This is a genomic window from Pseudomonas sp. G5(2012) (genome assembly GCF_000408945.1).
Lineage (GTDB): Bacteria > Pseudomonadota > Gammaproteobacteria > Pseudomonadales > Pseudomonadaceae > Aquipseudomonas > Aquipseudomonas umsongensis.
In genome coordinates this window covers 66801-92120 of record NZ_APIO01000009.1, presented here as the reverse complement: position 1 = coordinate 92120, position 25320 = coordinate 66801, and the positions used below count along the sequence as shown (strand labels likewise).

Here is a 25320-nt window from a genome sequence, read left to right as displayed (position 1 = left end):
GTGTCTGGCCGTCAAATCCAGGAATGCCGAGCCGGCAACGTGCCGTTCAGGTAATAGGCGCCAACCGCGTGGTATTTCCAGCGCACCGGGTCATGCAGGGTGTGCACCCGGGCGTTGCGCCAATGGCGGTCGAGGTTGAACTCGGCAAGGGTGGCGCGGCTGCCGGCCAGCTCGAACAGCTTTTCACTGGCCAGCAACGAGATTTCGGTGGTCAACACTTTGGCTTCGGCGACGGCAATCGAAGCGCGGGCAGCGGACTCAGCGGTGAGCGGTGCGGCGCTCACCTGGTCGAGCACCTGCCCGGCCTTGCGCAGCAGCGCTTCGGCGGCGTGCAGTTCGATTTTCAGCTTGCCGATATCGGCGATGACGTACAGGTCATCGCTGGCCCGTTCAACGTTGGCGTCAACCCATGGCCGGGCGCGGGTTTTCACGAACTTGATGGCGTCATCAATCGCGCCCCGGGCGATGCCGGCATCGATGGCCGCCTGGATCAGTTGCGAAACCGCGCCCTGAGTATTGGGCTTTTCATTGATCTTCCAGTTATCCACCACCAGCTCGGCGTCGACTCGCACGTTGTTGAGCAAAATGGTGCCGCTGGCGGTGGTGCGCTGGCCAAAACCGGACCAGTCATCGACGATGCGCAACCCCGGCGTACCGCGACGAACGAAGGCCAGCACTTGCTTGCCGTCGTCATTGAGCGCCTTGACCGCGACCCAGTGCGCGAACAGCGCGCCGGTGGAATAAAACTTCTGGCCGTTGAGGACAAAACCGTCGCCATCGGCAGTGATGCGCGCCTTGAGTTCAAGGGTGTTTTTAGCGCCACGTTCCGGTCCGGCATTACCAATGCGCCAGCCTTCGAGCACGCTTTTGAACAGCTGTTTTTTCTGCGCTTCGGTAGCGCTGCCGAGTATCAGGTTCAGGATGCCGAACTGGTTCTGCGGAATCTGCCCCAAGGCCGGGTCCGCCGCGGAAATGATCGCGAACACCTCGGCGAGGGTGACGAAGGAAACCTCTGGACCACCGTACTCGCGGGGAATGGCAATGCTGCCCAGGCCGCTTCGAGTGAATTGTTCGATTTCCGACCACGGCAACTTGCGTTGCTGGTCGCGCCTGGCCGCCTGCAAGAGAGCGACTTGCGCCAGTTCATGGGCGGCCTTGATGGCTTGGGCGTCGTTGCGCAGCACTTGCGCGGGCAACAACAATGGGGCGATGTCCAGGTCACTCTGGACGATTGCATCAGCCAGACTGGACATCAGTGCCACTCCTTGGCTACACGCAATGCCCTGGCGATCTGCACTGGGGTGATTGTGTTCCGGACCATACCTACCTCACATCTCATGAAAACGCCGCGGGGTGCGGCGAACGAAAACAAGAATGTCCGGTGGTCCGGTGTATATACCCTAATCTTGTATAAATATTTTTAAAACTAACTTTTAGGAATATGCATAGAAGGTCCCAAGATCGCAGCCATCGCTAGCGATGTTCCGCGGCCTGGAGGTGATCGCTCTTCGGCTCCTTGAGGTAGGGATTGGCACAACCAATCTTCAATGTCCGTGCGGGTGCCCAGCGAGAATTGTTGCCTACGCGATCGAGGATGCAGTAAGTCACTTCAAGTCGCAGGTCTTCGCCGGCTTCCAGAATGATCGCCGGAGGCACCCAGACCTGAACCGGCTGGCCCACATCGCGTTCCTTGAGTGGGGGCAAATCCATGCGGGCATCGCCCCATCGCAAGGTAATTTCGTCATCGGCGGCCATGTTCACATAGGGCTCGATGGTCACCGGCACGCCACGCTTGATCTGGTTAGGGTTCACTCCCTGGCGTCGAATTGTCCCGGGAATGTTTACCGGGGCCAGGCTCTGATTTTCGTCACCACTGAACGCAGATACCTGCCCGCCCGGACACTCGAGTTTGGACTGCACGCGCTGGGCGGGGGATACGATCGGTGCTTGTCCTATCTGCATGATTCGATAGTGGACGTATGAAGAGCCGCTAGCGATAAAACTCTCGGGTACCCGTAGCTGGACGGGTTGGCCAATCTCGTTGGCCGTCAGGACCCTGGAAGCGACGAAGCAGTTGTCCCAGAACAGTTCGATCAGGTCGCCTTCGTCCATCGCGGGGTAGGGCGGCACCTCGATCAGCAAGTGCGTCGCCGAGGCGAGGTTGATCCCTACCTTGTGCGATTGCGCGAGAGTCGGGGCGGCAAGTCCTGTTTTAGTTGAGGTGCTTTTCATGGAAGTCTCCTTGATGTTTTGCAATGAAGTCCGTTTGGGGAAAATAAAACGTGAATTCGAACAGCAAAACCGTTCATTACTTTGAGTTTAAATAATGACTGGGCGCGAGCGGTGCCGCTGGAAAGAGACTAGATAAGAGTTAGCTAGAGTAAGTGTCAATAGAGTGGGTTGGTTAAAAGGGATGTCTGGCGTTATTCAGAATTATCCTACGCTTTGAAGTTAATAAACTGTCCAGATACGTCGAATATACTTGCCAAGGGCGCCATCTTTTGAGAGTTGGTGTTGCTTGGGCGGTGGTCGAGAATCAGTCATTAAACTGTTGCGCTATACATATATGTATCGAGTGCACTGACAAAATATGCTTGTCGCGCACAGGTATATAAATATTCTAAGGATTGGGTTTTGTGGCAGGAAGGTGTCACTTCCATCCATGGAAGTTGACAAGTGTTACGAGGGATTTAATGGTGTGCGTTGTTCAGGAACTTGCTGAGAAACTGTTTCGTGCGCTCTTCCTTGGGGTTGGCAAACAATGCCTTGGCCTCGCCTTGTTCGACGATCACACCCTTGTCAAAAAACACCACGCGATTGGCCACGTCACGGGCGAAAGCCATTTCGTGGGTGACGATGACCATGGTGCGGTTCTCGTCGGCCAGGCCGCGGATGGTCGCCAGCACTTCACCCACAAGCTCCGGGTCGAGTGCCGAGGTCGGTTCGTCGAACAGAATCACTTCCGGTTCCATCGCCAGCGCGCGGGCAATCGCCACGCGCTGTTGCTGACCACCGGAAAGGCGGCGCGGGTAGGCGTCCTCCTTGCCTGCCAGGCCGACCTTGGCCAACAGCTTTTTACCCAGGGCAACGGCGTCGGCGTGCGGGATCTTCTTGACGATGATCGGGCCTTCAATAACGTTTTCCAGGGCTGTGCGGTGGGGGAACAGGTTGAAGTTCTGAAACACGAAGCCCACGTGCTGGCGCAAACGGCGCACCAGGCTCTGTTGCTGGTTCAATGGGCGGCTGGTATCGACTTCGATGTCGCCGACCTTGATCCGGCCGCTGGTGGGTGCTTCGAGGAAGTTCAGGCAACGCAGGAAGGTGGTCTTGCCCGAGCCGCTTGGCCCGATGATTGCCACCACCTCACCTTCCTTCACTTGCAGATCGATGCCGTTGAGCACGACTTGACCCTTGAACTGCTTTGTCAGTTTTTCCACGACAATCATGGGGTCAGGACTCCTGGTCGTGCCGATTGACCCGTGCTTCCAACTGGTTCTGCAGGTGCGATAGCACCGTGGCCAGGACCCAGTAGATCAGCGCGGCGGCAAGGTACATGGTGAACACTTCGAAGGTGCGTGCGGTAATCAGCTGCGCCTGGCGGAACAGCTCCGGCACTTGGATGGTAGCGGCCAGCGCGGTGTCCTTGACCAGCGAGATAAAGCTGTTGCCCAGTGGCGGCAATGCGGTACGCATCGCTTGCGGCAGGATGGCCCGGCGCAATGTTTGCGCACGGGTCATGCCGATACTGGCAGCGGCTTCCCACTGCCCGCGTTCAATCGAACCGATCGCGGCGCGCAGGATTTCGCAGGCGTAGGCCGCCATGTTCAGCGAGAAGCCGATCAGGGCCGCGGGCAGTGGATCGAGTTCCATGCCCAATTGCGGCAAGCCGTAATAGATCACGAACAGTTGCACCAGCAACGGCGTGCCGCGAAAGAACGACACGTAGATGCGGGCCAGCCAGTTGACCGATTTGAAGCGCGACAGGCGCATCAACGCCAGACCGAACCCCATCACCAGGCCGAAGAACATTCCGCCCAGGCTGAGGATGACCGTGTAATACGCGCCCTTGAGCAGAAAGGGCGCGGAATCCAGTGCGAGTTGGAAAGCAGCTTCCATTATTTGGTGACGTCAGCTTGGAAGTACTTTTCCGAGATCTTGGCCAGGGTACCGTCGGCACGCAACTCGTCGAGAGCCTTGTTCACGGCAGCCAGCAGTTCCGGCTCGCCTTTGCGCAGGGCAATACCGGCTTCCTGGCGGGAGAACGCCTGGCCGGCAGCGACGGTTTTCGGTGCTTTCTTGGCGTATTCAAGCGCGGCGAGGCGGTCAATCAGGATGGCGTCTGTACGACCGTTGTTGAGGTCGGCGAACTTGGTCGGATCATCGTCGTAGGTGCGCACGTCGGCGCCTGGTACGTTGGCTCTTACCCACTGTTCGTAGTTGGTGCCAAGGCCCACGCCGACTTTCTTGCCGGACAGGTCAGCGGCGCTCTTGATGTTCAGCGCGGCTTCCTTGTCCTTCAGCACCAACGCCTGGATACCGGAAACGGTGTATGGCTCGGAGAAGTCATACTTCTTCTTGCGTTCGTCGGAGATGGTCACCTGGTTGACCACTATGTCCAAGCGCTTGGATTCGAGAGCGGCGAGAATGCCGTCCCACTTGGTTGGCTGAATCTTGGCCTTGACGCCCAGCTTCTGGGCCAGGGCTTCGGAGAGCTCGACCTCGAAACCCGAAAGCTTGCCGTTTTCATCGACGAAGCTGAACGGAGGATAAGTACCTTCCAGGCCGACGTTGATCACGCCTTTATCCTTGATCTGTTTCAGTTGCTCACCGGCCCATGCCTGGCCGATCAGGCCGGCGCTCAGCGCCAGACCTAGCGAACCCACCAGCAGATTTCGACGTAGTGCGGAAAAATTCATGACAAGCCCCTGTGTTTTCTTATGGAAGACGCTTAAGGAAAGTTGGCAAAATCGGGATTTGGACGACTGCGATATCCTGCCTTAAAGCAGCGCACGCGTCTCGTTACAAATTCGCCTGGGGCGTGACTATATGATGGCGCTTTTAGATTAGAAAATAATAAATTCTATTTTTATTATTTCTTAATGGAATATGTGTTGCCCGGGAAGATCGCAGCCTTCGGCAGCACCTACAGAGGCTGCGATCTTTGATCTTGGCTCTTTACAGAAAGCTTGTATAGGCGAACAACGCTGGCGCTCCACCAGTGTGCAGGAAGATGATCGGCCCTTCATTGAAACGCTGGCGCCCGATCCCGTCCAACAACCCCGCCATGGCCTTGCCCGTGTAGACCGGGTCCAGCAGCAGGCCTTCCTGACCAGCCACCAGCTTCACCGCTGCCAACGTCCCGGCATTGGGCTCGCCATAGCGCGGTGCGAAGTATTCATCCCACAACTCAACCTTGAAGCTCGCCGGCAATGGCATCTCCAGCAACTCGGCGGTACGCTCGGCCAGGCCCTGGACTTTTGGCCGCTGATCTTCATCGCTGCGAGAAACGGTGACGCCGATGACTGGCAAATCCGGCAACGCTTCACTCAACGCCAGTGCCAGGCCACTGTGTGTCCCGGCACTGCCCGAGGCCAGGACGACGGCGGCGAAATTCAACCCGGTGTCCTTGATCTGCTCGGCCAGTTCCAGCCCGGCTCGTACATACCCCAAGGCACCCAGCGCATTCGAGCCACCGATCGGCACCAGGTACGGCTTCTTGCCGTTGCTGCGCAGACGGTTGGCCAAGGCTTGCAGTTGCTCATCGGCGTTATCCAGGTTCTCTACCAACTCAACCTTGGCATCGAACAGGTCCAGCAACAGCCGATTGCCGTTGCCGACGTAGTTGGCGTCGTCGGTGCCCAGCGGGTTTTCCAACAGGGCCACGCAACCCAGGCCCAGCTTGGCGGCAATGGCCGCGGTCTGGCGCACATGGTTGGACTGCAGAGCCCCGGCAGTGATCAATGTATCGGCGCCTTGGGCCAAGGCGTCGGCTGCCAGGAATTCAAGTTTGCGCAACTTGTTGCCGCCCATCGCCAGTGGCGTCAGGTCATCGCGTTTGACGTAGATGTCGCGACCCAGCCAGGCCGACAGGCGTTCGAGTTTTTCCAGGGCGGTGGGCTGACCGAGCAGGTCGAGACGATTAAAGCGGGCAAGCTGTTGTTTGATCATGGGTCCGTACTGGCGGTGGAAGGTCTCTGGACTATAGGCACGCCACTTTGTCGGGGCAACCGCCAATCGCTTATAGCCGTTTGTGCTTATCACAGCACAATTGGTTCTTAATTTGGCTTGCGGGCCTTGCCGTAAAGTAATCGCCGTTAGTGCGGCCAGACAGTCCGGCCGCCCGTGAGGAGTTTTTACCGTGAGTGAACGTTCCAGCCATTGGCAATTGCAAACCATCGTCAGCCAACTGCGCACGGCACGTGAGCAGTGGCGTGCACAAAACGGCCGCGCCAGCGGTGAGCAGGGTGGTCGCGAATTGCCGTCACGGGCGGCCATGGCGGATATTCTCGAAGCGCTCTGCGGTGCGCTGTTCCCGATGCGCCTGGGGCCGGTGGACTTGCGCGAAGAGAGTGAAGATTTCTACGTCGGCCACACCCTTGATGTGGCGTTAAATGCGTTGCTGGCCCAGGCGCGGCTTGAATTGCGCTACGCCGCACGGCACAGCGCCAAGGTCGACACTGAGGTCGAGGCTAAAACCATCCAGATCATCCAGGACTTCGCCCTCGCGTTGCCGGGGCTGCGCAGTCTGTTGGACACCGACGTCCTGGCGGCCTATCACGGCGACCCGGCGGCGCGTAGCGTCGACGAAGTGTTGCTGTGCTATCCCGGTATTCTGGCGGTGATTCACCATCGCCTCGCGCACCATCTGTATCGCGCCGGGCTGCCGTTGCTGGCACGGATCAGCGCGGAAATCGCCCACTCGGCCACCGGCATCGACATTCACCCGGGCGCGCAGATCGGCCGCAGTTTCTTTATCGACCATGGAACCGGCGTGGTGATCGGCGAGACCGCGATCATCGGCGAGCGGGTGCGGATCTATCAGGCGGTGACCTTGGGGGCCAAGCGTTTTCCCGCGGACGAAGACGGCCAGTTGCAGAAGGGCCAGGCACGGCATCCGATCGTCGAGGATGACGTGGTGATTTACGCCGGCGCGACGATTCTGGGGCGGATCACCATCGGCAAGGGCTCGACCATTGGCGGTAATGTCTGGCTGACCCGCAGCGTACCGGCAGGCAGTAACCTGACCCAGGCGAATTTGCAGCTTGATGACGGGGCGCAGAAGTAAGTCCTGAGACCTCCGCTGCTCGATATGCCGCCTTCGCGAGCAAGCCCGCTCCCACATTAGATGCGTACCTGCCTGGCAACTCGGTCTAATGTGGGAGCGGGCTTGCTCGCGAATGGTTTCAAGGCGAACCCTGGTAATGGCGTCCAGCAATTTTGCGGTGGGCCAATCCTCCAAAATCCGCGTAATACACCTCCTTGAGCTAGTGTTCAACCACGACCGCCGAACCTTGCGATTAGTCCTTAGCACCCTATTCATGTTTAACTTGAACGTTCATTCAAGTTAAACCGGTGGTTCGCTGCCCGCTCACAACAGGAGGCTTGCCTTTGCTGAGTCCGATTTCTACAGCCACGTCCAACCCCGTCGAGGTGCACCTTCAATGAGTGCATCGTCCATTCCCCCAAGCGGCCTGGTCCGCATGAATCCGCCGGTTTTCTACTTCGCGGCGACCTTCATTCTGTTGTTCGGTGTCGTGGTCATGGCCATGCCCGAACAGGCCGGCGCCTGGTTGCTGGCGGCGCAAAACTGGGCAGCCAACACCGTTGGCTGGTACTACATGCTGGCGATGACCCTGTATCTGGTCTTCGTGGTGGTCACCGCGTTATCGGGCTACGGCAAGATCAAACTCGGTGCCGACCACGACGAGCCCGAATTCAGTTATCTGTCCTGGGCCGGCATGCTGTTCGCTGCCGGAATCAGCATCACGCTGTTTTTCTTCTGCGTGTCCGAGCCCCTGACCCATATGCTGCAACCGCCTCAGGGCGAGGCGGGCACCGCGGATGCGGCGCGGCAGGCGATGCAGATCCTGTTTCTGCACTGGGGCCTGCATGGCTGGGGCGTGTTCGCCTTTGTCGGCATGGCGCTGGCCTACTTCGCCTACCGACATAACCTGCCGCTGGCCTTGCGCTCGGCGCTGTACCCGCTGATCGGCAAGCGCATCAATGGCCCCATTGGCTACGCGGTGGACGGCTTCGGCATTATCGCCACAGTCTTCGGTCTCGGCGCCGACATGGGCTTTGGCGTGTTGCACCTCAATTCGGGTCTGGACTACCTGTTTGGCATCGCTCACACGCAGTGGATTCAGGTCGGGCTGATCACGCTGATGATGGGCGCGGCGATCATCGTGGCGGTGTCCGGTGTCGACAAGGGTGTGCGAGTGATGTCCGACATCAACATGCTGCTGGCCTGCGCGCTGCTGCTGTTCGTGTTGTTCGCCGGGCCGACCCAGCACTTGCTCAATACCCTGATCCAGAACATTGGCGATTACCTTGGCGCCTTGCCGATGAAGAGTTTTGATCTCTACGCCTACGACAAGCCCAGCGACTGGTTGGGTGGCTGGACGGTGTTCTACTGGGCTTGGTGGATCGCGTGGTCGCCGTTCGTGGGCCTGTTCATTGCGCGGATCTCCCGTGGCCGGACCATCCGTGAGTTTGTCTTCGGTGTATTGCTGATTCCGCTGGGTTTCACCCTGGCGTGGATGTCGATCTTCGGCAACAGTGCCATCGACCAAGTGCTCAACCACGGCATGTCGGCGTTGGGCATGTCGGCCATCGACAACCCGTCGATGACCCTCTACCTGCTGCTGGAAACCTACCCGTGGAGCAAGACCGTGATCGCGGTCACGGTGTTCATCAGCTTCGTGTTCTTCGTCACTTCCGCCGACTCCGGCACCGTGGTGTTGTCGACGCTGTCCGCCAAGGGGGGTAACCCTGATGAGGACGGACCGAAGTGGCTGCGGGTGTTCTGGGGCGCGATGACCGCACTGGTGACCAGCGCGTTGCTGTTCTCCGGCAGCATTGATGCATTGAAGTCAGCGGTGGTCCTGACTTCACTGCCGTTCTCGCTGATTTTGCTGTTGATGATGTGGGGGCTGCATAAAGCGTTCTATCTGGAGTCGCAGAAGCAGATTGCGCAGATGCATTCCCTGGCGCCGGTGTCCGGCTCGCGGCGCGGTGGCTGGCGGCAGCGCTTGAGCCAGGCGGTACATTTCCCGTCGCGGGATGAGGTCTATCGCTTCCTCGATTCGACGGTGCGCCCGGCCATCGAAGAGGTGTCGGCGGTGTTTATCGAAAAGGGCCTGAGCGTCGTGACTCATCCCGAACCGGTCAACGACAGCGTCAGCCTGGAAATCGGTCACGGCGACGAACACCCGTTCATCTACCAGGTACAAATGCGCGGCTACTTTACGCCGTCGTTTGCCCGGGGCGGCATGGGCTCCAAGCAGCTCAACAATCGTCGCTATTACCGGGCTGAAGTGCATCTGAGCGAGGGTAGCCAGAATTACGATCTGGTGGGCTACACCAAGGAGCAGATCATCAACGACATCCTCGATCAGTACGAGCGGCACATGCAGTTCTTGCACCTGGTGCGTTGAGCGGCTCTTCAGGTCTCGGTGGTCAACACCATGAACAACACCAGCGCCGCCACCGGGATACCGAACACGGCGCTGCCAACCATCACCTCCGTGCCTAATGGCTGGCGGGCATGCACGATGCCCACCGCGCCATTGATCAGCGTCAGGGCCAGCCACAGCACGATAAAGCTGTAGGCGAGCACTTGGCGGGGGAAGCCGATTTTTTCGCCGATGTACAACATCAAGGCAAGCAGGATCAGCCCGAACGTGATGATGATGGTGGTGTGCATGGTGTTTGCCCCCCTTCAGGTGTGTGCTGCCACAAGATTCACCGCGATCCCTGTGGGAGCGAGCCTGCTCGCGAATGGTGTCGCTGCGGTTTTAGTGTGAGCATAGTTAAACCAGCCCGCCATTCACCCGCAGAATCTGCCCATTGACCCACGCCGCCTCCGGCCCGACCAGGAACGTCACGACACGGGCAATATCCTCTGGTTGCCCTAGGCGCTCCAGCGGCGCCATTTTGGCGAAATTCTGGATCTGCTCTTCGCTCTTTCCATGCAGGAACAAATCGGTCGCCACCGGCCCCGGTGCCACGGCATTGACCGTGATATTGCGCCCGCGCATCTCCTTGGCAAATACCTGGGTCAAAGATTCCACCGCGGCCTTGCTGGCGATGTACACGGCGTAGCCCGGCAGATTCAGGCCGACGGTACTGCTGGAAAAATTGATGATCTTCCCGCCGCTATTCAAGCGTGTGGCCGCTTCGCGCAGGGTGTTGAAGGTGCCGCGCGCATGGATGTTGAAGTTCTGTTCGAACAATTCGTCGCTGTGCTGCGCCAGGGGCATGACCTTGAGGATACCGGCGTTATTCACCAATACGTCGACCTTGCCCAACTGGGCTTCGGTCTCGTCGAACATCCGGCGCACGTCATCCGCACTGGCCACGTCGGCCTTGATCGCTATGGCTTGATGTCCGGCCTGACGCAACTCTACAACCAGTCTTGAAGCTTCGCTGGCGCTGCTGGCGTAGTTGATGGCGACCGCGAATCCTTCGCTGGCCAGTTGCCTGGCAATGACCGCACCGATGCCGCGGGAGGCGCCAGTCACGAGGGCCACCCTGGAAGTTTGAGTAATCATGCGATGCTCCTGTTGATGGGGTGTGGGGGCCAATTTCACATGTTTACCCAAGCCGATAAATGCAGCAGAGTTGCCTTGACTGTTCAATAATCGCCAACAATCAAGGGGATCGCCGTGGATCAGGTCAAAGCGATGAAGGTGTTCGTGCGGATCTATGAGCGCAGCAGCTTTACGTTGGCTGCGAATGACCTGAATTTGCCGCGCGCAACCCTGACCCACACGCTGAATCAATTCGAAGCCTGGCTGGGCACACGCTTGCTCGAGCGCAGCACGCGCAAGGTGCGCCCCACGCTGGACGGCGAGGCGTACTACCTGCGTTGTGTGCAACTGCTGGCAGAACTGGAAGAGGCCGAATTGGCGTTTCGCGGCGTGGCGCCAAAAGGACGGCTGCGGGTCGACTTGCACGGAACCCTGGCCAAACATTTCGTGATCCCGGCCTTGCCGCAATTCATGGTGCGCTACCCGGACATCGAACTTTCCATCAGCGAGGCCGACCGCCTGGTTGACTTGATCGCCGAAGGGGTCGACTGCGTGCTGCGCGCCGGCACGTTGAGCGACTCCGCTCTGATCGGCAAACGTGTTGCCAGCCTGCGCCAGATCACCTGCGCCAGTCCCGCTTATCTGCGCAAATACGGCGAACCGAAAAGCCTCGACGACCTGAAAAATCACCGCGCGGTGAATTACGTCTCACGCACGACGGCCAAGTTGTTCCCGTTCGAATTCATGGTCGATGGCGAGCTCAAGGAAGTGCCCATCGACGGTGCCGTTTCGGTATTCGGCGCGGAGATCTACGCGGCCTCGGCGATCGCCGGATTGGGCCTGATCCAGTGCCCGCATTACCGGATGGAAACGCAGATCGCCCAAGGGCTGATAAAGGAAGTCCTCATTGAAACACCGCCGCCACCGATGCCGGTTTCAGTGCTTTATCCACACAACCGGCACATGTCGCCACGAGTTCGGGTGTTTGTGGATTGGTTGGGGGAGGTGTTTGCGGATGCCGGTTGAAGATAGTTCCCACGCAGAGCGTGGGAACTATCGGCCATGAAACGTTTCAGCTTTTTTCGAATCCAGGGTTTTCTGACGTTTGTCCGGGCGTATGCTGGGCAACCAGATTCAAGACAGACAAGAGAGGATTCGATGACTTACACCGCTGCCGAAAACCGCTACGACTCCATCCCTTACCGCCGCGTGGGCCGTAGCGGGCTGGTACTGCCGGCTCTGTCCCTGGGCCTGTGGCACAACTTTGGCGACAGCACGCCGATCGACACCCAGCGTGCGTTGTTGCGCACGGCGTTCGACCTGGGCATCAACCATTTCGACCTGGCCAATAACTACGGTCCGCCGTACGGCAGTGCCGAGATCAACTTCGGGCGTTTGCTGCGTGAAGACTTCAAGCAGTACCGTGACGAGTTGATCATTTCGAGCAAGGCCGGTTGGGACATGTGGCCCGGTCCTTACGGTCAGGGCGGCGGTTCGCGCAAGTACGTGCTCGCCAGCCTTGACCAGAGCCTGCAACGCCTGGGCCTCGACTATGTGGACATTTTCTATTCCCACCGTTTCGATCCGGATACCCCGCTGGAAGAAACCGCCAGCGCCTTGGCTACTGCCGTACAACAAGGTAAAGCGTTGTACATCGGTATCTCGTCTTATTCCGGGGTGAAAACCCGCGAAATGGCGGCGCTGCTCAAAGAATGGAAAGTCCCGCTGTTGATTCACCAACCGGCCTACAACTTGCTCAATCGCTGGGTCGAAAAGGACTTGCTGGACACCACCGATGAGCTCGGTACGGGGGTGATTGCGTTCACGCCGCTGGCTCAGGGGCTGCTGACGGACAAATACCTCAACGGCGTGCCGGCGGATGCGCGAGTCAACCGTCCGGGCGGTGATTCGTTGCAGGCTTCGCACTTGTCCGAGGCCAACATTGCCCATGTGCGTGCGCTCAATGAGATCGCCAAGCGTCGCGGTCAAAGCCTGGCGCAGCTGGCGCTAGCCTGGACCCTGCGCGATCCGCGGGTGACTTCGGCGTTGATTGGCGCGAGCCGACCGGAGCAGATCATCGAGAACGTCGGGGCGTTGAAGAATTTGAGCTTCAGTGTTGAAGAGTTGGCGCAGATCGATCGGTTTGCCCAGGAGGGTGGGATCAATCTTTGGGAGAAGCCGTCGACCGCGGAGTAAGCGAGCACTGATCGTTCCCACGCAGAGCGTGGGAACGATCGGTTCAGCGAAAGAACGGCACATCCCCCAGCACCGTCGCCCGTTGCATCACCCGGCGCGCTGGGCGGTAATCATCCACGGCGTAATGCTGAGTCACGCGGTTGTCCCAGAACGCGATGTCGTCTTTCTGCCAGCGCCAGCGAATGGTGAATTCCGGGCGGGTGGTATGAGCGAACAGGAACTTCAAGATCGCCTCGCTCTCGGTTTCCGATAATTCGTTGATTTTCGAGGTGAAGCCCTCGTTGACGAACAATGAACGGCGCCCGCTCACCGGATGCGTGCGGATCACCGGGTGAGACAGCGGCGGATTCTTGCGCCGAGTCTCTTCCCATTGGGCCAGTGCTTCAGGTGTGTTGCCATAGCGCTCCAGTGGAAACGAACGGGTGAAATCGTGGGTGGCGGTCAGCCCTTCGAGCAGGTTTTTCATGGGCGCCGATAAGGCTTCATACGCCGCAATGCCGCTGGCCCACAGGGTATCGCCGCCAAACTCCGGCAGCAGCTTGGCGCTGAGGACCGCGCCCATGGCCGGGGTCGGGAGGAAGGTCACGTCGGTGTGCCAGATCGCGTTGTCACGCACGTCGGTGACGGCGGTGTCGAGGACCAGCACCTCCGGTTGCTCCGGCACGTTCGGGTAGATCGGATGGATGTGCAGGTCGCCGAAATTGGCGGCGAATCGTGCCTGCTGCTGCGGGGTGATCGGTTGGTCACGGAAGAACAGCACCTGGTGCTTGAGCAGCGCCTGCTCGATGGCGTCGCGTTGTTCCAGGTTCAGCGGCTGGCTGACGTCGACGCCGCTGATCTGTGCGCCGAGGGCCGAGCTTAGAGGGACGATGGTCAGGTTGCTCATGGTGGTTCTCTTCAATCCGGGTATCGAACAAAAACAGGAGGCATTAGTGAGCCTGGCCGTGCCATGGCACCAGCTTGCGTTGCAGGGCACGCAGGCCCATCTCCATCGCGAAGGCAATCAGCGCGATCACCAGAATCCCCAGCACCACCACATCGGTGACCAGGAACTGCGCAGCGGACTGCACCATGAAACCCAGGCCGCTGGTGGCGGCAATCAGTTCGGCGGCCACCAGCGTCGACCACCCCACGCCCAAGCCAATGCGCACCCCGGTCAATATGTCCGGCAAGGCGCTCGGCAGGATCACATGGCGGATCAATTGTGCACGGGTCGCGCCCAGTGACTGCGCGGCGCGCAATTTGGCCGGGTCGACGGTGCGCACGCCAGTGGCGGTAGCGATGGCAATCGGGGCGAAAATGGCCAGGTAGATCAGCAGCACTTTCGACAATTCGCCAATACCGCACCAGATCACGATCAGCGGCAGGTAAGCCAGCGGTGGAATAGGGCGGTAGAACTCGATCACTGGATCGAGAATGCCGCGTGCAATGCGGTTATGTCCGATAGCGATACCGACTGGCACGGCCGTCAGCACCGCAAAGCCAAGGCCCAGGCCGATGCGGCTGAGGCTCGCGCCCAAGTGCTGCCATAACGTCGAATCCATGTAGCCACTGGTGACCAGCAGCCAGCCTTTTTGCAGCACGGCGGACGGTGGCGGCAGAAACAGTGGCTCGATCATTCCTGTGGCGGTGACAGCCCACCAAATGAATATCAGCGCGATCAATGTCAGCACACTGATCCAGCGAGTACTCAAGCTACGGCGCAGCGCAATGGCTGTAGTACCTGGTTTAACCGCTGAGGCGGGAATTTCGTAGCTGCTCATGCGCGCTCCTGCCGCTGGGCGGCGCTGCGTTGGGAGAACACTTCGGCAAGCACGTGCTCGCGGGTTTCGATAAAGCGCGGATCGGACTTGATCGACCGTGCCGATTCACCCGCGGCGTAACGCTGGCCGAAATCCAGATGCAGGCGCTCGACGATCTGCCCGGGATTGGGTGCCAGTAGAATCAGATCCGTGGCGAGAAACACCGCTTCTTCGATGTCGTGGGTAATCAGGAAGACAGGTTTGGCGGTGCGCCGCCAGACTTGCAGCAGCAGCTCTTGCATCTGTTCGCGGGTGAAGGCATCCAGGGCCCCGAAGGGTTCGTCCATCAGCAATACACGCGGATCGGCAGCGAGCGCGCGGGCCAGGCCGACACGCTGTTTCTGGCCGCCAGAGAGTTGCCAGATCCGGCGGCTTTCAAAACCGGCGAGGTCCACCAGCGCCAGCATTTCCCTTGCGCGGATTTCGCGTTTGCCCCGAGCAATGCCGGCCAGTTCCAGGCCGAAGCCTACGTTGGCCAGCACGTCCTGCCAGGGCAGCAGGGCGTCATCCTGGAACACCACGCCGCGCTCGGCACTCGGGCCTTTGACCGGTACGCCATCGAGGGTAATACGCCCGGCACTGGGCTCGACGAAACCGGCAATCAGGTTCAACAGCGAGGTCTTGCCACTGCCGGACGGGCCGAGGGCAACCAGCAACTGCTGGGGCCCGAGGGTCAGGGAAATATCCGCCAGCACAGGTTCCGGGCTGCCGGGGTACTGTGCGCTGATGCGCTCCAGCTGTAGCAAAGCCATCGCCATTAACTCCTGATCAATCCGTGATGAACTTGGCGCTGACGTACGGCGCGTAGTCCGGCAATACAGCATCAACCTTGCCTTGTTCCTTGAGGAACACGGCGGTGTCGGTGATCGCCTTGGTAGTCGGCGCGCCGAGGGTGACCACTTGATCAGCCGCCAGCGGGTAAACGTTGCCTTGCAGCAGCAGCGGAATGTCGCTGGCCTTGGCGCCGGACAGTTTTACCAGCTTGTCGACGTTGCCTTGATTGGCGAGCCAGGCTTGCGGGTCTTTGCGGTAATCGGCGTAGGCATCCAGGGTCACTTTGGCAAACGCGGTGACGATTTCCGGGTGCTTCTCGGCGAAGTCCTTGCGCACGATCCAGGCATCGAAGGTAGGCGCACCGAACTTGGCCAGTTCACCGGAGGTGATCAGGACTTTGCCGTTTTCCTTGGCCACACCCAAGGCCGGGTCCCACACGTAGGTGGCGTCTATGTCACCGCGTTTCCAGGCGGCAATGATCGCTGGCGGCGCCAGGTTCAGCACCGTGACTTTCGATGGGTCGATGTTCCAGTGCTTCAGCGCAGCCAGCAGGCTGTAGTGGCCGGTGGAAACGAAGGGTACGGCGATTTTCTTTCCGATCAGGTCTTGGGGAGTCTTGATCCCGGAACCTTCGCGGGCCACCAGCGCTTCGGCGGCGCCGATCTGGGTCGCGATGAGGAAGGTTTCCACTGGTACTTTGCGGGTGATCGCTGCTGTCAGCGGACTGGAACCGAGGTAGCCGATCTGCACGTCACCCGAGGCGATCGCGGCGATGATGTCGGCACCGTTATCGAATTTGCGCCAGTTGATGTCGGCCTTGGTGGCTTTTTCATACGCGCCGTCGGCCTGTGCGACTTTTGCCGGGTCGACGGTGGTCTGGTAAGCGACAGTCACGTCGGCTGCCTGGGCCAAAAAGCTCGCCGCCGCCAGAGAGGCGGCCGCCAGGAGGCGAAGGGGGAAATTCAGTTTCATCGGGAAGCTCCTTGTCAGGCGACTGAGAGTCGGCGTGAAAGGAGACTAAATGATATAAGAATTCGAAAATAAATAACTTTTTCGAATGAGCTTATGAGCGGAAAATTCTAAGCCGGAGCGTAGCTGATCGTTCCCACGCGCAGCGAAAGATCGCCTCCATGGACGCTGCGCGTTCGGCTTTGGGACGCAGAGCGTCCCGGGCTGCATTCCCACGCAGAGCGTGGGAACGATCAGTGCGCTAGTTGCTGATCGCCAGAATACTCGCCTGGTACGCACCAACGAACACATCGAAATCACCCACTTCGTTCTGCTCAAGCTCGGCTTGTTGGGCCAGCGATGAACGCGCCAGCTCTTCAAACCTGGCCTGTTGCTCTGCCGGCAACGGCTCGCTGCGGAAAAACTCGGCGTGTGCCCGGCTCTGACGCAGGGAAAATTGAGCAAAGCTTTCCTTGTGCTCGGCCATTGCCGCCAGCACCTGGGCCGATGGCGTCAGGGAAGGGTTCTGGACCTTGGCCATCTGCGCGTCCAGTGCTTTGCTATGGGCGTCGCCGCCATGGCTCTGGTCAAGCAGTGCGGCCAGTGGGGCAATCTGCTCCAGCAATTGGCCCGCCCACTCTTTCAGGTCGACCGGTTGCCCGTTGCGCTGCAATTGCAGGCCTGGGCGACGACCTTCCTTGACCACACTGAGGAAGTTGGAGGTCGCATTCGAGCAACTGGTGTTGGTCAACAACGGGCTGTCGTTCAGCGCGCAGTACAGCAGGAAGGCGTCGAGGAAGCGCGATTCGGTGAGATCGATGCCCATTGGCAGGAACGGGTTGATGTCCAGGCAGCGCACTTCGACGTACTGGATGCCGCGGGCCATCAGCGCCTGGATCGGCCGCTCGCCGGTATAGGTTACGCGTTTGGGGCGGATGTTGGAGTAGTACTCGTTTTCGATCTGCAGGATGTTGGTATTGAGCTGGACCCACTCACCGTCCTGGTGGGTACCGACTTCGACATACGGCGCATAGGGTGTCGCCACCGCTTTGCGCAGGCTATCGGTATAGCTGTTCAGATCGTTGTAGCACGGTGTCAGGCCCGCTTGGGCGTTGCTCTGGTAACCCAGGTCACTCATGCGCAGGCTGGTGGCGTACGGCAAATAGAGGGTGTCCGGGTCCAGCTGTTCCAGCTGGTGCGAACGACCACGCAAGAAGCCAGCGTCCAATGCTGGTGAAGCACCGAACAGGTACATCAGCAGCCAGCTGTAGCGCCGGAAGTTGCGGATCAGTGCGATATAGGACGACGACTGGAAATCGCGGTCGGTGCCGACAAAGCCTTCGGCCTGCTTGAGCAGCGGCCAGAGTTTTTCCGGCAGGGAAAAGTTGTAGTGAATGCCGGCAATGCATTGCATGGTCTTGCCGTAGCGCAGGGCGAGGCCTTTGCGGTAGACGTACTTGAGCTGCCCGATATTGGACGTGCCGTAGTAGGCAATCGGGATGTCTTCCTCGGCCGGCAACGGACACGGCATCGAGGGGCTCCACAGGTACTCGTTGCCGAGCTTGCTGTAGGCAAAACGGTGAATGCTGTCCAGGCTCGCCAGCGTATCCGCCGGGTCGGGCAGGGCTGGGGTGATGAACTCCAGCAGCGACTCGGAATAGTCGGTGGTGATCTGTTCGTTGGTCAGCGCGGAACCCAATTCTTCCGGGTGCGGCGTTTGCGCAAGGCGACCTTCATCGGTCACGCGCAGGCATTCACGTTCGATGCCGTGAAGGCACTGTTCGAGCAGAGAGAGGTTAGCGCGCTCGCCGAGCAGGGCCAGGCGGCGGTTGAGAAGTTCGCTCAAGTTGGATTCCTTCACGCGTCAGTCGCCCCAATATGGGGGTGGGCAAGACGGTCTACAAGGGTGAAGTTAAAACTGGCGTTTTCGCCTGGTTTTTGTCGCCGTGCACGTTCTGATCGTCGCAATCCCCTGTGGGAGCGAGCCTGCTCGCGAAGAGGGAGTGTCAATCGACATTGAAGTCGCCTGATACACCACCTTCGCGAGCAGGCTCGCTCCCACAGGAAACTCCGGCGCTGCGGTCACAGCGTCGAAATTAACTCAAATCGATGACATCTAGCTACAGGACAGCGAACGTGCCTTGTGCTTTTGCGACCAGTTTGTCGCCTTGCATCACGTCGGCTTCGACCACCAGCGTGCGGCGGCCCGGGTGGATAACCCGCGCCGTGCACATCACCTCGCCGTCGGCGACGGCGCGGATGTAGTTGATCTTGCACTCGATGGTCGCGCTTTGCTGGTCAAAACCGTGGGTGCTGGAGCAGGCCAGCCCCATGGCAATGTCCACCAGGCTGAACAAGGCCCCGCCGTGCAGCTTGTTGGCGCGATTGCGCAGTTGTGGCTCAAGCGCCAGGGCGACTTGCGCCACCCCGGTTTCCAGGCTGTGCAAACGGCAACCCAACAGCTTGAAAAATGCGCTTTCGGTGTACCCGGCAGGGATGTCCATCAGCGCTTCTTCAGCTGTTTGGCGTTGGCAAACAGTGACGCCATGGCGTTGTTGCTCGGCGCTGCAGCGGTGGTTTCCTTGCGCGGTGCGGTGTTCTGGGATTGGCGTGGCGCCGAACCCGGACGCGCACCACGAGCACCGTCGACTTTCTCGCCCGGGGTGTCGCTCATGCGCATCGACAGGCCCACGCGCTTACGCGGGATGTCGACTTCCATGACCTTCACTTTCACCACGTCACCGGCCTTCACCGCTTCCCGTGGATCCTTGATGAATTTCTCCGAAAGTGCGGAGATGTGCACCAAACCATCCTGATGCACGCCGATATCGACGAATGCTCCGAAGTTGGTCACGTTGGTCACGACGCCTTCTAGGATCATGCCCAATTCCAAGTCCTTGAGGTCTTCGACACCTTCCTGGAACTCTGCGGTCTTGAATTCGGGGCGCGGGTCGCGGCCGGGTTTTTCAAGCTCTTGCAGGATGTCGGTGACCGTTGGCAGACCGAAAGTTTCGTCGGTGAACTTCTTCGGGTCGAGGCGCTTGAGGAACGCGGCATCGCCAATCAGCGAACGGATATCGCGGTCGGTCTCGGCGGCAATTCGCTGTACCAGCGGATAGGCTTCCGGGTGCACTGCCGACGAATCCAGTGGGTTCTCGCCGTTCATGACGCGCAGGAAACCTGCTGCCTGCTCGAAGGTTTTTTCGCCAAGGCGCGCGACTTTCTTCAGCGCAGCGCGAGTCTTGAACGCACCGTGTTCGTCGCGATGGCTGACGATATTCTGCGCCAGGGTCGCGTTGAGGCCGGAGATCCGCGCCAGCAATGCCACGGAGGCGGTGTTGACGTCGACGCCCACGGCGTTCACGCAGTCTTCGACCACGGCATCCAGGCCCCGCGCCAGTTTCAACTGCGACACGTCATGCTGGTATTGGCCGACTCCGATGGATTTCGGATCGATCTTCACCAGCTCGGCCAGCGGATCCTGCAGGCGGCGGGCAATCGACACCGCGCCACGGATCGACACATCCAGGTCCGGGAATTCCTTGGAAGCCAGTTCCGATGCGGAGTAAACCGATGCGCCGGCTTCGGAGACCATGACCTTGGTCATCTTCATGGCTGGGTATTTCTTGATCAGTTCGGCGGCCAGCTTGTCGGTTTCACGACTGGCGGTGCCGTTGCCGATGGCGATCAGGTCCACCGAATGCTTGGCGCACAGGGCGGCGAGCACGGCGAGGGTCTGGTCCCACTTGTTGTGCGGCACGTGCGGGTAAACCGTGGCGTGATCGAGCAGCTTGCCGGTGGAATCGACCACCGCAACCTTGCACCCGGTGCGCAAGCCCGGGTCGAGGCCCAGGGTCGCGCGCGGGCCGGCCGGAGCCGACAGCAGCAGGTCGTGCAGGTTGTGGGCGAACACGTTGATCGCCTCGGTTTCAGCGCCGTCGCGCAACTCACCTAGCAGGTCGGTTTCCAGGTGGGTGTAGAGCTTGACCTTCCAGGTCCAGCGCACCACTTCACCCAGCCATTTATCGGCGGCGCGGTTCTGGTTCTGGATGCCGACGTGCTGGCCGATCATGCCCTCGCACGGGTGCATGGTGCCCGGCAGTTCATCGCCAACTTTCAGGGCGGAGCTGAGAATGCCTTCGTTGCGGCCACGGAAAATCGCCAGCGCGCGGTGCGACGGCATGCTCTTCAGCGGTTCGTCGTGTTCGAAGTAGTCGCGGAACTTGGCGCCTTCCTCTTCCTTTCCAGCAATTACGCGGGCACTGAGAGTGGCTTCCTGCTTCAGGTAGCTGCGCAGCTTGTCCAGGAGGCCTGCGTCTTCGGCGAAGCGCTCCATGAGAATGTACTTGGCACCTTCGAGGGCGGACTTCACATCGGCCACGCCTTTTTCGGCGTCGATGAAGCGGGCGGCTTCGGTTTCCGGGCTCAGGGTCGGGTCGTTGAACAGGCCGTCGGCCAGTTCGCCGAGGCCGGCTTCCAGGGCGATCTGGCCCTTGGTGCGGCGCTTCTGCTTGTACGGCAGGTACAAGTCTTCGAGGCGGGTCTTGGTGTCTGCGAGCTTGATGTCGCGTTCCAGCTGCGGGGTCAGCTTGCCTTGCTCTGTAATGCTGGCAAGGATGCTGATGCGCCGTTCGTCGAGTTCTCGCAGGTAGCGCAGACGCTCTTCCAGATGACGCAATTGGGTGTCATCGAGGCTGCCGGTCACTTCTTTCCGGTAACGGGCGATGAAGGGAACGGTAGAACCTTCATCGAGTAGCGCGACGGCCGCTTCGACCTGTTGTGGGCGTACACCGAGTTCCTCGGCGATGCGGCTGTTGATGCTGTCCATAAAACCACCTGACAAATTGTGAAAGCAGGCTCGCAGGCGCAACGATGAGGCCTTGGCGAGTCTGGTTGAGCGGCCTGGCCTGCGCCGCTACCTGGATCAAAGGTATCCCGTTGACCCGTGAAATCGAACAATTACTGCCGGCGCCATGAAAATAAAAAGCGGTCAACCGGGGTAACGATCAGACGTTGCCTGACACAAAAGGCCGCGCATTATAACCAGCGTTCTGCCATTCGGGGGCATCGCAGGTTGTAGGCATAATCACCGGATTTCTGGCGATAAAGGAAAAATCTGCTAACAATGCACACGGTGCGTATAACGGCAGCTACGCCATAATGCGCGCCGAGATCAAAGGAGCATCCAATGAGCAGCACTGCAAACATTGCTGAAGGCGAAAAAATTCTTATTGTTGACGACGATCCGGGCCTCAGCAGCCTGCTGGAGCGTTTTTTCGTCAGCAAGGGCTACCGTGCCCGCGCCGTACCGAACACCGAACAAATGGACCGCCTGCTGGCGCGTGAAGTGTTCAACCTGGTCGTCCTCGACTTGATGCTGCCTGGGGAGGACGGCCTGACCGCTTGCCGCCGCTTGCGTGGAGCGAACAATCAGATCCCGATCATCATGCTGACCGCCAAGGGCGACGAGCTGAGCCGGATCAAGGGCCTGGAACTGGGCGCCGACGATTACCTGGCCAAGCCTTTCAACCCGGACGAGCTGATGGCCCGCGTAAAAGCTGTCCTGCGTCGTCAGTCGGCTCCGGTGCCTGGCGCACCAGGCAGCGAAGACGAAAGCGTGACCTTCGGTGACTACGAGCTGTCCCTGGCCACCCGCGAACTCAAGCGTGGTGAAGAAGTGCACATGCTCACTACCGGTGAGTTCGCTGTGCTCAAGGCGCTGGTGATGAACGCCCGCCAGCCATTGACCCGGGACAAGCTGATGAACCTGGCCCGTGGTCGTGAGTGGGATGCTCTGGAGCGCTCCATTGACGTGCAAATTTCCCGTCTGCGCCGGATGATCGAACCCGATCCGTCCAAGCCGCGTTACATCCAGACCGTCTGGGGTGTGGGTTACGTATTCGTTCCGGATGGCGCCGCCACGAAGTAACTGGCGAAGTGATCGTCGATTTGTAGGCGCGAGTTTGTGCGGGCAGAGGGCCTGATGGCCTTGCCCGCAGACTCTCGACCGGCAATGTGCGAGCATCGCTCGCTCCTGCACGTGTTTAACGGTTGCCCATGAAAACCCCGGTTTGGTTTCCCCAGAGTTTCTTCTCCCGCACCCTTTGGCTGGTGCTGATCGTCGTCCTGTTTTCCAAGGCGCTGACCTTGGTTTATCTGCTGATGAACGAAGACGTGCTGGTGGACCGCCAGTACAGCCATGGCGTCGCCCTGACGCTGCGCGCCTACTGGGCCGCCGATGAAAACAATCGCGAAAAGATTGCCGAGGCTGCAACCCTGATCCGGGTGGTCGGCGCCGGTGTGCCGGAGGGTGAACAACACTGGCCTTACAGCGGGATCTACCAGCGGCAGATGCAAGACGAACTGGGGGCCGACACCGAGGTGCGCTTGCGCATGCACTCGCCCCCGGCGCTATGGGTGCGCGCGCCCAGCCTGGGCGATGGCTGGCTGAAAGTGCCACTGTATCCGCACCCGTTGCGTGGCCAGAAAATCTGGAATGTGCTCGGCTGGTTTCTCGCCATCGGCCTGCTGTCCACGGCTTCGGCGTGGATCTTCGTCAGCCAGCTAAACCAACCCCTCAAGCGCCTTGTGTATGCCGCGCGGCAACTCGGCCAGGGGCGCAGCGTGCGCCTGCCGATCAGTGATACACCCAGTGAAATGACCGAGGTCTATCGCGCTTTCAACCAGATGGCCGAAGACGTCGAGCAGGCCGGTCGCGAGCGCGAACTGATGCTGGCCGGGGTTTCCCATGACCTGCGCACACCGCTGACCCGGTTACGCCTGTCGCTGGAACTGATGGGTGACCATAACGACCTGACAGACGCCATGGTGCGCGATATCGAGGACATGGACGCCATTCTCGATCAGTTCCTGGCGTTCATTCGCGATGGGCGTGATGAATCGGTGGAGGAGGTGGACCTGAGCGATCTTGTCCGTGAAGTCGCCGCGCCGTATAACCAGAACGAAGAAAAGGTGCGTTTGCGTCTTGAGCCGATTCCACCGTTCCCGTTGCGTCGGGTGTCGATGAAGCGGCTGTTGAACAATCTGATTGGCAACGCGCTGAATCACGCGGGCAGTGGGGTTGAGGTGGCGGCGTATGTGTCGGGGGATACCAGTGCGCCTTATGTCGTCCTGAGCGTCATGGACCGTGGAGCCGGGATAGATCCATCGGAGCTGGAAGCGATTTTCAACCCGTTCACCCGGGGCGACCGCGCCCGGGGCGGCAAGGGCACGGGCCTGGGCCTGGCAATTGTGAAGCGAATTGCTTCGATGCATGGCGGCAATGTTGAATTGCGCAACCGTTCCGGCGGCGGCCTGGAAGCGCGGGTGCGCTTGCCGTTGGGGCTGATGCTACCGCGGGATGCCGTCTAACCCGATCGTTCCCACGCAGAGCGTGGGAACGATCGGTGTGTTAACCCTTGCCTTTGGTTCGGGTCATGTTCGGCCCGCCATTCTTCTCCAGATGCTCGATGATGATCCCCGCCACGTTCTTGCTGGTGGTGGTTTCGATCCCCTCCAGGCCTGGCGACGAGTTCACCTCCATCACCAGTGGCCCGTGATTGGAGCGTAGGATATCCACCCCGGCCACGGCCAGGCCCATCACTTTCGCCGCGCGTAATGCCGTCATGCGTTCTTCCGGGGTGATCTTGATCAGGCTGGCGCTACCACCGCGATGCAGGTTGGAACGAAATTCCCCGGGTTTGGCCTGGCGTTTCATGGCTGCAATGACTTTGTCACCCACCACGAAGCAGCGAATGTCGGCGCCGCCAGCTTCCTTGATGTACTCCTGAACCATGATGTTCTGCTTGAGGCCCATGAATGCCTCGATCACCGACTCCGCCGCCGTGGCGGTTTCGCACAGCACCACACCGATACCCTGGGTGCCTTCCAGCACCTTGATCACCAAGGGTGCACCGTTGACCATTTCGATCAGGTCGGGAATATCGTCTGGCGAGTGGGCAAAACCGGTGACCGGCAATCCGATGCCCCGACGTGACAGCAATTGCAGCGAGCGCAGCTTGTCCCGCGAGCGAGCAATGGCCACCGATTCGTTGAGTGGAAAAACCCCCATCATTTCGAACTGGCGCAACACCGCGCAGCCGTAAAACGTGACCGAAGCACCGATTCGCGGGATCACCGCGTCGAAGCCTTCCAGTGGCTTGCCGCGGTAGTGGATCTGCGGCTTGTGACTGGCAATGTTCATGTAGGCGCGCAGGGTATCGACCACCACCATTTCATGGCCGCGTTCGGTACCGGCTTCGACCAGGCGGCGGGTGGAATACAGACGCGGGTTCCGCGACAGCACAGCGATCTTCATGCAACACCTGTGGAGGAGGTAGATACCGGGAACACCGGCTTGTCTTGTACATATTTGATGCCGGGATTGACTACCAACTGGCCATCAATCAGGGCTTTGGAACCGAGCAGCAAGCGATAGCGCATGGATTTTCGGCAGGCGAGCGTGAACTCGACCCGCCAGACCCGATCGCCGAGGGCCAGGGTGGTGCTGATCACGTATCGCACCTGCGCATGACCGTTGGAGCTTTTAATGGTTTTTCTCGTCACCAGCGGTGCTTCGCAGCGGCGGTGACGCAGCTGCACCACCGTGCCCAGGTGCGCGGTGAAGCGCACCCACTGCTCGCCGTCACGGTCGAACGTCTCGATGTCGGTGGCATGCAGGCTGGAGGTGCTGGCACCGGTGTCGATTTTTGCCCGAAGGCCCGCGACTCCCAAATCCGGGAGCGCCACCCACTCGCGCAGACCGACAACGGTCAAATGGTCAAATGTCTTCAAAGTTGCTCAACCGGTAGATACCGCTCTGGCCGCAAGCGGCCGAATTCGCGGTATTC

Annotated in this window: 23 protein-coding genes; 6 read left to right on the top strand and 17 right to left on the bottom strand. The window is 59.9% G+C overall.

Going from position 1 to position 25320, the window contains the following annotated elements; genetic code table 11:
• Positions 1-11 precede the first annotated feature (11 nt).
• From PG5_RS04050 to PG5_RS04025, 6 genes are all read right to left on the bottom strand, one after another.
• Positions 12-1253, bottom strand: coding sequence for an SfnB family sulfur acquisition oxidoreductase (locus PG5_RS04050; RefSeq protein ID WP_020795815.1), 1242 nt, complete (start codon positions 1251-1253; stop codon positions 12-14).
• A gap of 220 nt (positions 1254-1473) precedes the next feature.
• Positions 1474-2232, bottom strand: coding sequence for a hypothetical protein (locus PG5_RS04045; RefSeq protein ID WP_020795813.1), 759 nt, complete (start codon positions 2230-2232; stop codon positions 1474-1476).
• Positions 2233-2690: 458 nt separating this feature from the next.
• On the bottom strand, positions 2691-3446 hold the full coding sequence (tcyN, locus tag PG5_RS04040) for an L-cystine ABC transporter ATP-binding protein TcyN (RefSeq protein WP_020795812.1): 756 nt from the start codon (positions 3444-3446) through the stop codon (positions 2691-2693).
• A 4-nt stretch (positions 3447-3450) separates the two neighbouring features.
• Positions 3451-4116, bottom strand: a complete 666-nt coding sequence (gene tcyL / locus PG5_RS04035; protein ID WP_020795811.1) for a cystine ABC transporter permease — start codon at positions 4114-4116, stop codon at positions 3451-3453.
• A complete protein-coding gene (tcyJ, locus tag PG5_RS04030) occupies positions 4116-4916 on the bottom strand; it encodes a cystine ABC transporter substrate-binding protein (protein ID WP_020795810.1) in 801 nt (266 codons plus the stop codon). Before tcyJ ends, tcyL begins: the two co-directional genes overlap by 1 nt.
• 259 nt (positions 4917-5175) lie before the next feature.
• Positions 5176-6168: a D-cysteine desulfhydrase gene (locus PG5_RS04025; protein WP_020795808.1), complete on the bottom strand. Its 993-nt coding sequence runs from the start codon at positions 6166-6168 to the stop codon at positions 5176-5178.
• 190 nt (positions 6169-6358) lie between these two features.
• Here PG5_RS04025 and epsC point away from each other — a divergent pair, with 190 nt between their 5' ends.
• Both epsC and betT read left to right on the top strand, forming a co-directional pair.
• Positions 6359-7285, top strand: coding sequence for a serine O-acetyltransferase EpsC (epsC, locus tag PG5_RS04020; RefSeq protein WP_020795807.1), 927 nt, complete (start codon positions 6359-6361; stop codon positions 7283-7285).
• Between the two features lie 415 nt (positions 7286-7700).
• Positions 7701-9656, top strand: a complete 1956-nt coding sequence (gene betT / locus PG5_RS04015) for a choline transporter BetT (protein WP_168759123.1) — start codon at positions 7701-7703, stop codon at positions 9654-9656.
• A gap of 8 nt (positions 9657-9664) precedes the next feature.
• Here betT and PG5_RS04010 read toward each other — a convergent pair whose 3' ends face one another.
• Positions 9665-9925, bottom strand: a complete 261-nt coding sequence (locus tag PG5_RS04010) for a hypothetical protein (RefSeq protein WP_020795805.1) — start codon at positions 9923-9925, stop codon at positions 9665-9667.
• A gap of 106 nt (positions 9926-10031) precedes the next feature.
• Entirely contained in the window at positions 10032-10772 is a 741-nt protein-coding gene (locus PG5_RS04005; protein WP_020795804.1) for an SDR family oxidoreductase, read from the bottom strand.
• A 114-nt stretch (positions 10773-10886) separates the two neighbouring features.
• Here PG5_RS04005 and PG5_RS04000 point away from each other — a divergent pair, with 114 nt between their 5' ends.
• Together PG5_RS04000 and mgrA are read left to right on the top strand one after the other, a co-directional pair.
• Positions 10887-11777, top strand: a complete 891-nt coding sequence (locus PG5_RS04000; protein WP_020795803.1) for a LysR family transcriptional regulator — start codon at positions 10887-10889, stop codon at positions 11775-11777.
• A 132-nt stretch (positions 11778-11909) separates the two neighbouring features.
• Positions 11910-12947, top strand: coding sequence for an L-glyceraldehyde 3-phosphate reductase (gene mgrA / locus PG5_RS03995; protein ID WP_033040852.1), 1038 nt, complete (start codon positions 11910-11912; stop codon positions 12945-12947).
• A gap of 43 nt (positions 12948-12990) precedes the next feature.
• On the opposite strand, the gene tauD is transcribed toward mgrA, so the two are convergent.
• The 7 genes from tauD to PG5_RS03960 form a co-directional block, all read right to left on the bottom strand.
• Entirely contained in the window at positions 12991-13833 is an 843-nt protein-coding gene (gene tauD, locus PG5_RS03990; protein ID WP_020795801.1) for a taurine dioxygenase, read from the bottom strand.
• 43 nt (positions 13834-13876) lie between these two features.
• Positions 13877-14710, bottom strand: coding sequence for a taurine ABC transporter permease TauC (tauC, locus tag PG5_RS03985; RefSeq protein WP_020795800.1), 834 nt, complete (start codon positions 14708-14710; stop codon positions 13877-13879).
• The gene (tauB, locus tag PG5_RS03980) at positions 14707-15501 is read right to left on the bottom strand and encodes a taurine ABC transporter ATP-binding subunit (protein WP_020795799.1); all 795 of its coding nucleotides are present in this window, start codon (positions 15499-15501) and stop codon (positions 14707-14709) included. The genes tauC and tauB overlap by 4 nt, the downstream gene beginning before the upstream one ends.
• A 16-nt stretch (positions 15502-15517) precedes the next feature.
• Entirely contained in the window at positions 15518-16495 is a 978-nt protein-coding gene (gene tauA / locus PG5_RS03975) for a taurine ABC transporter substrate-binding protein (RefSeq protein ID WP_020795798.1), read from the bottom strand.
• A gap of 238 nt (positions 16496-16733) precedes the next feature.
• Positions 16734-18317 carry a glutamate--cysteine ligase gene (gene gshA, locus PG5_RS03970; RefSeq protein WP_020795797.1) on the bottom strand — a complete coding sequence of 528 codons (1584 nt, stop codon included), beginning with the start codon at positions 18315-18317 and terminating at the stop codon, positions 16734-16736.
• Between the two features lie 274 nt (positions 18318-18591).
• Positions 18592-18975, bottom strand: coding sequence for a PaaI family thioesterase (locus PG5_RS03965; protein WP_020795796.1), 384 nt, complete (start codon positions 18973-18975; stop codon positions 18592-18594).
• Positions 18975-21299, bottom strand: a complete 2325-nt coding sequence (locus tag PG5_RS03960) for a Tex family protein (RefSeq protein ID WP_020795795.1) — start codon at positions 21297-21299, stop codon at positions 18975-18977. The genes PG5_RS03965 and PG5_RS03960 overlap by 1 nt, the downstream gene beginning before the upstream one ends.
• Positions 21300-21659: 360 nt before the next feature.
• Here PG5_RS03960 and ompR point away from each other — a divergent pair, with 360 nt between their 5' ends.
• Together ompR and PG5_RS03950 are read left to right on the top strand one after the other, a co-directional pair.
• The gene (gene ompR / locus PG5_RS03955; protein ID WP_020795794.1) at positions 21660-22400 is read left to right on the top strand and encodes a two-component system response regulator OmpR; all 741 of its coding nucleotides are present in this window, start codon (positions 21660-21662) and stop codon (positions 22398-22400) included.
• Between the two features lie 128 nt (positions 22401-22528).
• Complete coding sequence (locus PG5_RS03950) at positions 22529-23842, top strand: ATP-binding protein (RefSeq protein WP_020795793.1); 1314 nt, start codon at positions 22529-22531, stop codon at positions 23840-23842.
• A 40-nt stretch (positions 23843-23882) separates the two neighbouring features.
• Here the strand turns inward: PG5_RS03950 and rimK are convergent, their stop codons facing one another.
• Together rimK and PG5_RS03940 are read right to left on the bottom strand one after the other, a co-directional pair.
• Entirely contained in the window at positions 23883-24788 is a 906-nt protein-coding gene (gene rimK / locus PG5_RS03945; protein ID WP_020795792.1) for a 30S ribosomal protein S6--L-glutamate ligase, read from the bottom strand.
• Positions 24785-25246, bottom strand: coding sequence for an ATP-dependent zinc protease (locus PG5_RS03940; RefSeq protein WP_173667190.1), 462 nt, complete (start codon positions 25244-25246; stop codon positions 24785-24787). The genes rimK and PG5_RS03940 overlap by 4 nt, the downstream gene beginning before the upstream one ends.
• Between the last annotated feature and the right edge of the window lie 74 nt (positions 25247-25320).

What these genes read in the sequence shown, in the direction of transcription:
- ompR (WP_020795794.1), top strand. Translation starts at nt 21,660, where the DNA reads ATGAGCAGCACTGCAAACATTGCTGAAGGCGAAAAAATTCTTATTGTT.
- tcyJ (WP_020795810.1), bottom strand. Translation starts at nt 4,916, where the DNA reads ATGAATTTTTCCGCACTACGTCGAAATCTGCTGGTGGGTTCGCTAGGT.
- PG5_RS03960 (WP_020795795.1), bottom strand. Translation starts at nt 21,299, where the DNA reads ATGGACAGCATCAACAGCCGCATCGCCGAGGAACTCGGTGTACGCCCA.
- PG5_RS04010 (WP_020795805.1), bottom strand. Translation starts at nt 9,925, where the DNA reads ATGCACACCACCATCATCATCACGTTCGGGCTGATCCTGCTTGCCTTG.
- tcyN (WP_020795812.1), bottom strand. Translation starts at nt 3,446, where the DNA reads ATGATTGTCGTGGAAAAACTGACAAAGCAGTTCAAGGGTCAAGTCGTG.
- tauD (WP_020795801.1), bottom strand. Translation starts at nt 13,833, where the DNA reads ATGAGCAACCTGACCATCGTCCCTCTAAGCTCGGCCCTCGGCGCACAG.
- PG5_RS04050 (WP_020795815.1), bottom strand. Translation starts at nt 1,253, where the DNA reads ATGTCCAGTCTGGCTGATGCAATCGTCCAGAGTGACCTGGACATCGCC.
- PG5_RS04005 (WP_020795804.1), bottom strand. Translation starts at nt 10,772, where the DNA reads ATGATTACTCAAACTTCCAGGGTGGCCCTCGTGACTGGCGCCTCCCGC.
- PG5_RS04045 (WP_020795813.1), bottom strand. Translation starts at nt 2,232, where the DNA reads ATGAAAAGCACCTCAACTAAAACAGGACTTGCCGCCCCGACTCTCGCG.
- tauC (WP_020795800.1), bottom strand. Translation starts at nt 14,710, where the DNA reads ATGAGCAGCTACGAAATTCCCGCCTCAGCGGTTAAACCAGGTACTACA.
- PG5_RS03950 (WP_020795793.1), top strand. Translation starts at nt 22,529, where the DNA reads ATGAAAACCCCGGTTTGGTTTCCCCAGAGTTTCTTCTCCCGCACCCTT.
- tcyL (WP_020795811.1), bottom strand. Translation starts at nt 4,116, where the DNA reads ATGGAAGCTGCTTTCCAACTCGCACTGGATTCCGCGCCCTTTCTGCTC.
- rimK (WP_020795792.1), bottom strand. Translation starts at nt 24,788, where the DNA reads ATGAAGATCGCTGTGCTGTCGCGGAACCCGCGTCTGTATTCCACCCGC.
- PG5_RS03965 (WP_020795796.1), bottom strand. Translation starts at nt 18,975, where the DNA reads ATGGACATCCCTGCCGGGTACACCGAAAGCGCATTTTTCAAGCTGTTG.
- mgrA (WP_033040852.1), top strand. Translation starts at nt 11,910, where the DNA reads ATGACTTACACCGCTGCCGAAAACCGCTACGACTCCATCCCTTACCGC.
- tauB (WP_020795799.1), bottom strand. Translation starts at nt 15,501, where the DNA reads ATGGCTTTGCTACAGCTGGAGCGCATCAGCGCACAGTACCCCGGCAGC.
- tauA (WP_020795798.1), bottom strand. Translation starts at nt 16,495, where the DNA reads ATGAAACTGAATTTCCCCCTTCGCCTCCTGGCGGCCGCCTCTCTGGCG.
- betT (WP_168759123.1), top strand. Translation starts at nt 7,701, where the DNA reads ATGAATCCGCCGGTTTTCTACTTCGCGGCGACCTTCATTCTGTTGTTC.
- PG5_RS04025 (WP_020795808.1), bottom strand. Translation starts at nt 6,168, where the DNA reads ATGATCAAACAACAGCTTGCCCGCTTTAATCGTCTCGACCTGCTCGGT.